Origin of the sequence: Ruminococcus callidus ATCC 27760, assembly GCF_000468015.1 — a bacterium.
Taxonomy (GTDB): Bacteria; Bacillota; Clostridia; order Oscillospirales; family Ruminococcaceae; genus Ruminococcus_C; species Ruminococcus_C callidus.
The window spans coordinates 8702-14957 of sequence record NZ_KI260341.1; the positions used below are offsets into that span (position 1 = coordinate 8702).

Genomic DNA, 6256 nt, shown 5'->3' on the forward strand with positions numbered 1-6256 from the left:
GTCGCCAGACGCTCTTTGTGCGGTATTGCCTTTGCATGCAATCTGCGTGCTGTGTTTCCTTTATGCAGCATTTCCCAAGAACTGCTTGTCCGATGATTCGTCAACCACCGGAAAGCAGCTGGGGATCTTTGAAAAACGTCGCATAAAGTCTATTCCATTGGCTATTCCATTGGCTTTGTTCTGTGTTTTCCCCTTGCTTTTTCAAGAGTTAGCATTGACTAACTATAGAATACCACACATTTACCGGCTTGTCAAGCCTTTTTCCGATTTTTCTGCCAGAATCCAGGTGAACATTATGTAACATTCCTGTGATATTTCATATTCATACAGCAAATCGCCCGAAACCGAGAAATATGGGTTGACAAAAACCGACAACTCGATTATAATTGGAAGGGTGTGTTTTTTGCATCTGCAAAAAACATCCTGGGCAATACCGCACAAAGATTGTGCGGTATTGCCCCTGTAAAAATTTATACAGGCAGCCAAACGCTGCCGTGAGGAGAGGAATATGACAACCGCAATCACCATTGGAATGATCATCATCTATGTTGCGATCATGATGGGCATCGGCGTCTATACCGCAAGGCAGACCCGTTCCGTCAGCGACTTTGTGCTGGGCAGCCACAGTGTTGGCTCATGGCTCACAGCGTTCGCCTACGGCACATCTTATTTTTCCGCCGTGGTATTCATCGGCTATGCCGGACAGTTCGGCTGGACCTACGGCGTTTCCGCCGCATGGGTCGGCATAGGCAACGCCCTGCTGGGCAGTCTGCTGGCGTGGATCGTGCTGGGACGGCGTACCCGCATCATGACACAGTCGCTGGGTGCCAAGACTATGCCGGAATATTTCGAAAAGCGTTGGAACTCCAAAGGGCTGAAGATCGCCGCCGCACTGATCGTATTTGTGTTCCTGATTCCCTATACCGCTTCTGTTTACAACGGTCTGTCCCGTCTGTTCAACATGGCGTTCCAGATCGAATCAGAGGGTGCCTATAAAATCATCATTATTGTCATGGCACTGCTGACCGCGATCTATGTCATTCTGGGCGGCTACGCGGCAACTGCGATCAACGACTTCATTCAGGGCATTGTTATGCTCATCGGCATCGCCGCTGTTGTGATCTGTGCCATTCAGAATCAGGGCGGTCTGACTTCGGCTCTGGCTGCACTGGGAGAGATTGAAGTCAACGGAAAGACCAACACCCTGAACTCCGTATTCGGTCCCGACCCGCTGAACCTGCTGGGTGTTGTAATACTGACTTCTCTCGGCACATGGGGACTGCCGCAAATGATACATAAGTTCTACGCCATCAAGAGTGAAAACGACATCAAAAAGGGTGCTGTGATCTCTACTGTTTTTGCCCTGATCGTTGCCGGCGGTTCTTACCTGCTGGGCGGCTTTGACCGGTTGTTCTGCACACTGACAGAGGATGGCAGCGGCAAGACCGTGATCTCTACCCTATCCAACGGCAAGCCGGACTTCGATGCCATGATCCCGTCCCTGCTGCACACGGCTCTGCCGGATATTCTGATCGGTCTGGTAGTCGTACTGGTGCTTTCCGCATCAATGTCCACCCTGTCTTCGCTGGTGCTGACTTCCAGTTCCACGCTGACGATCGACCTCATCAAACCCAATCTGAAAAAGTGCTCTGACAAAAAGGAAATGCTGATCATGCGTGTGCTGATCGCCGTCTTTCTGGTCATTTCCGTACTGCTGGCGTTCAACAAAAACGCTTCCATTTCCACACTGATGTCCTATTCATGGGGTGCCCTTGCCGGTGCTTTCCTGGGGCCGTTCATGTACGGTCTGTTCAGCAGGAAGATCACCAAGCCGGCAGTATGGACCAGCTTCATTCTGGGAATCGGTCTGACACTGGTGCACATGTTCCTGTTCGGCTTCGGCTGGAATCCGGAACTTTCCAAGGCTGCCGCAAGCCTGCCGCTGAATCTGGCTTCGCCGATCAACGCCGGAGCCATTGCCATGCTGCTCTCTCTGATCGTGGTGCCGGTCGTCAGTGCCCTGACAAAGGTCAAAGATCCCAAGCACGTGGAACAGGTCTTTACCTGCTATGCAGCTCCGGAAAAGAAGGACTGATCCCGCAATTCAGTTTGTCACCGAATTGTAATTTATTTGTTATGACTAAGTTCTTGAAAAATCGACAGTTTTCCCCTATGATATAGTATGAGACACCCCGCTTGTCGGGGTGTTGTTATTTGTACAAATCTGCATACAATAAAAGCAGCACTGCACAAAACACATGCAGTGCCGTTGAAGAAAAATACTCTCCGGGGAATTGAGGAATCATCTATGGTTTTCAGCACAATTGCATTTTTGTTTCAGTTTCTGCCGATTTTCCTGCTGGCATATTATGCCACACCGCAGAAATACCGAAATATCACACTGGTGATCGGCAGCCTTGTCTTTTACGCCATTGGCAGCGGCTGGTATACCCTGTTGCTGCTGCTGTCCCTGCTGATCAACTACGGGCTTTCCCGCATGATCAGCGGAACACATGCCAGACACCCTGAGTCCGCCAAGCACTATTTGATCGCAGGATTGATTTACAACTTTGGATTGTTGGTGGTATTCAAGTACACCAACTTCCTGATCGGCAACCTGAATTCCCTGCTCTCTATTTTTCATACGGCAATTCCCAAGGTATCGCTTGTGATGCCGCTTGGCATCAGCTTCTTCACCTTTCAGATCACGTCCTACCTGATCGATGTCTACACCGGAAAGACGCGTCCCGCAAGGAGTATTCTGGATCTGGGCGTGTACCTCTGCATGTTCCCGCAGCTGATCTCCGGTCCGATCTGCATGTACAGTGAAATTCAGCCGCAGCTGAAAAACCGTCGGGTCGATGTCCGTTTGCTGGAGGAGGGCATGGAAACCTTTGTGCTCGGACTGAGTGCCAAGACGCTGCTGGCGAACCCCATGGGCGGTCTGTGGAATAATCTGTCCGTTATCGGGTATGATAGTATCTCCACCCCCTATGCGTGGCTGGGAGCGTTTGCCTACAGCTTTCAGATCTACTTCGACTTCTCCGGCTATTCCATGATGGCAATCGGCGTGGGAAAAATGCTGGGCTTCCAGCTTCCCCAGAACTTCAACCTCCCGTACATGTCCGGCACCGCCGGCGAGTTCTGGAGAAGATGGCACATCACGCTGGGACGCTGGTTCAAGAACTATATCTATTTCCCGCTGGGCGGCAGCCGTGTGGGCAAGTGGAAAACCATGCGGAACATGCTGGCAGTCTGGGCGTTTACCGGACTGTGGCACGGTGCAAGCTGGAACTTTGTGCTGTGGGGACTGATCTTCTTCGTGCTTCTGACACTGGAAAAAAACGTCTACGGCAAATTCCTGGAACGCACCCATCTGCTGAAACATGCCTACATCATCTTCATCATACCGCTGACATGGATGGTTTTCGCCATTCCGGATATGCACCAGCTGGGCACCTATTTCACAAGGCTGTTCCCGTTCCTCACCTCTGACGAAGTGCAGTCCAACACCCGAGATGCGGTGCAGGCGTTCCACAACTACTGGAAAATTCTCGTGCCGTGTGTGCTGTTCAGTACGCCTCTGCCGCTGATGTACTACAAAAAATTCCGGAAAAGCGGATTCTGTCTGCTGTTGCTGTTGATTCTGTTTGTACTCTCCATTCGTGCGATGATGACACAGACCAACAACCCGTTCCTGTACTTCCAGTTCTGACCGTGCCTTGAAAGGAGCATTCCATGAATTTCCTGAAATTTCTCAAACAATACCCTCTGATCTTGGCATTCGTGGTTTCCATTGCCGTTGCAAACATCTGGCAGGTAGTACAGAACGCCAAGAAAATCGACAACTCCGCAACGACAGCTTCACAGACGACCACTTCCGCCGCACAGACCACGCTGGCTGCCGGTCAGCCGGTTGTCACCACTACAACTGCTCCCACGCCGGTATTTCAGACGGTAGACGATTCCTACTTTGACGATGCCCTTTTCATTGGCGACTCCCGTACCGAGGGACTTGCCCTCTATGGCAGCCTGACCAATGCGGACTACTTCTCCAGCGTAGGACTTACCATTTTCAAAGTCACGGAAAAAGCTGCCGGCAACCCCAACACCGGCGAGAGTGTCACCCTGGCACAGAAACTGGCACAAAAGCAGTACGGCAAGGTTTACATCATGCTGGGGCTGAACGAACTGGGCACAGGCACCACAGAAAGCTGGGCACAGGCATATGCTCAGGTGATCGCACAGGTACGGCAGGCACAGCCCAATGCTGTCATCTATCTGGAAAGCATTCTGGTGGTTGCCGCTTCGCAGGATAACCCCGGCGGGGCAATCAACAACGCCACTGTCAACGCCCGCAATCAGGCTCTGGAGGCTCTGGCAAATCCGCAGGACAATATCTTCTACCTGAATGTCAACGAAGCTGTCATGGACGCTAACGGCTGTCTGGACGCGTCCCTGACCTCTGACGGCATTCACCTGCTGGGCAACTCCCTGTCGCTGTGGGAGAATTATCTGAAACAGCATGCCATCGTCCTCGGCGGAACAGCAGTGAGCACAACGGCTCCCACCACTTACACCACTGCCGTAACGCAGTCCACCGAAACCACACAGTAAAAAAACGTAGCCCATAAAAAATCCCCGTGTATCCAACGCAACAAGGATACACGGGGATTTTCTTTATTTTCTTAACCAATAAATCCGGTAATACCGCCGATCAGCACCAGAACGCCGAGAACGATACGATACCAGCCGAACACAGTGAAGTCATGCTTCTTGATGTAACTCATCAGGAAACGAATCACCACAATGGAAACCACAAACGCGGAGATCATACCGATCAGCAGCATCGCCGTTTCCATGCCGGTAGAGGGCAGTCCGCACTTCACCAGCTTCAGCAGGCTTGCCCCGAACATTGCCGGAATCGCCAGAAAGAAGGTGAATTCCGCCGCCGCTGTACGGGAAACGCCCAGCAGCAGTGCTCCCACGATCGTCGCACCGGAACGGGAAGTTCCCGGAAAGATCGCCGCGATCAGCTGAAAGATGCCGATCATCAAAACGGTATTGTATCGCAGCGAGGCAATGTTGCTCATCTTCGGGGTGCGGTTCTTATGCCACTTTTCAATCCAGATAAACGCGATACCAAACAGGATCAGCATAATGACAACTGTCCACGCATTGTACAGGTGTGCCTGACTCCAATCGTCCAGCAGAAGCCCGATCACTGCCGCCGGCACTGTTGCCACGATGACCTTGCACCACATCTGGAGAATGTCCTTTTTCAGGCATGCCCCGAAGCCGGTCTGTGCCATGGGGTGCGGGTTATCCTGCTTGCCGAAAGGCCACAGCTTTTTCCAGTAGATGACGACAACCGCCAGAATAGCTCCCAGCTGAATCACAACGTCAAACATTTCCTTGAAATTATCTGTTGCGTCCAGCTTCAAAAATTCGTCCAGCAAAATCAGATGTCCGGTACTGCTGATCGGAAGCCATTCTGTAATGCCTTCCACAATACCGAAAATCAGGGACTTGATGAGTTCCCAAACCATATGTACCAATGTCCTTTCCATGATCCGTCAGGGATCACTCTGTATTTCCGGAGTGTCCTACACTCTGCATAAGTCACCTTATGCCGCTGTTCTCTATTGTAACACAATTACCGGAATACGTCAACGATTTCTCATAAACTTTTCTTAAAATCTGCAAGTGGGCTGTAAGAAAAGCCGACACAGCACTTCTCTCGTTCTTATTTCCGCCGGTACTGCATATGCTGTAGCAAAACCACAATTGGAGTGAGGCATCATGAAAGAACAGCCCGAAGCACGTGCCGTGATTCTCGGCGAGTATATCGTCCGCCAGAAAGCCACTGTCCGTGCCGCAGCAGAATGGTTCGGCGTTTCCAAAAGCACCGTACATAAGGACGTCAGCGAACGACTGGAACAGATCCAGCCCGATCTATATACACAGGTCAAGGAAATTCTGGAGCAAAACAAACAGGAACGTCATATCCGCGGCGGTCTTGCCACCAAGCGAAAGTACGCCCTGCGGCGGCAGCATGAGGAGGAATCTCTACAGCAGAACACACCCTGAAACCGGCTTCGCAGCCGCATATGTCAAGAGAAAACAGTTCCGAAAAAGCTCTGCAATTTCGGAACTGTTTTGTGTTTACTTCTTCCCCCAATTATGATATGATAATTGCAGAACGATGAAACGCACCGAAATGAAGGAAACACTGCATAAAGCCCGCCTGACGGCT

At 51.2% G+C, this 6256-nt stretch carries 6 protein-coding genes; 5 read left to right on the top strand and 1 reads right to left on the bottom strand.

Annotated elements, in window-relative coordinates; all coding sequences use genetic code 11:
• From RUMCAL_RS16180 to RUMCAL_RS04140, 4 genes are all read left to right on the top strand, one after another.
• On the top strand, positions 1-301 hold a 301-nt coding region (locus RUMCAL_RS16180; protein WP_021681292.1), incomplete at its 5' end, for a hypothetical protein.
• Positions 302-508: 207 nt separating this feature from the next.
• Positions 509-2095: a sodium:solute symporter family protein gene (locus RUMCAL_RS04130; protein WP_021681294.1), complete on the top strand. Its 1587-nt coding sequence runs from the start codon at positions 509-511 to the stop codon at positions 2093-2095.
• Between the two features lie 213 nt (positions 2096-2308).
• Positions 2309-3715 carry an MBOAT family O-acyltransferase gene (locus RUMCAL_RS04135; protein WP_021681295.1) on the top strand — a complete coding sequence of 469 codons (1407 nt, stop codon included), beginning with the start codon at positions 2309-2311 and terminating at the stop codon, positions 3713-3715.
• 23 nt (positions 3716-3738) lie between these two features.
• Entirely contained in the window at positions 3739-4617 is an 879-nt protein-coding gene (locus RUMCAL_RS04140) for a GDSL-type esterase/lipase family protein (protein ID WP_021681296.1), read from the top strand.
• Between the two features lie 71 nt (positions 4618-4688).
• Here the strand turns inward: RUMCAL_RS04140 and RUMCAL_RS04145 are convergent, their stop codons facing one another.
• A complete protein-coding gene (locus RUMCAL_RS04145; RefSeq protein ID WP_040646928.1) occupies positions 4689-5549 on the bottom strand; it encodes an undecaprenyl-diphosphate phosphatase in 861 nt (286 codons plus the stop codon).
• A 253-nt stretch (positions 5550-5802) separates the two neighbouring features.
• Here RUMCAL_RS04145 and spoIIID point away from each other — a divergent pair, with 253 nt between their 5' ends.
• Positions 5803-6090, top strand: coding sequence for a sporulation transcriptional regulator SpoIIID (gene spoIIID, locus RUMCAL_RS04150; RefSeq protein WP_021681299.1), 288 nt, complete (start codon positions 5803-5805; stop codon positions 6088-6090).
• The last annotated feature ends 166 nt before the right edge of the window (positions 6091-6256 follow it).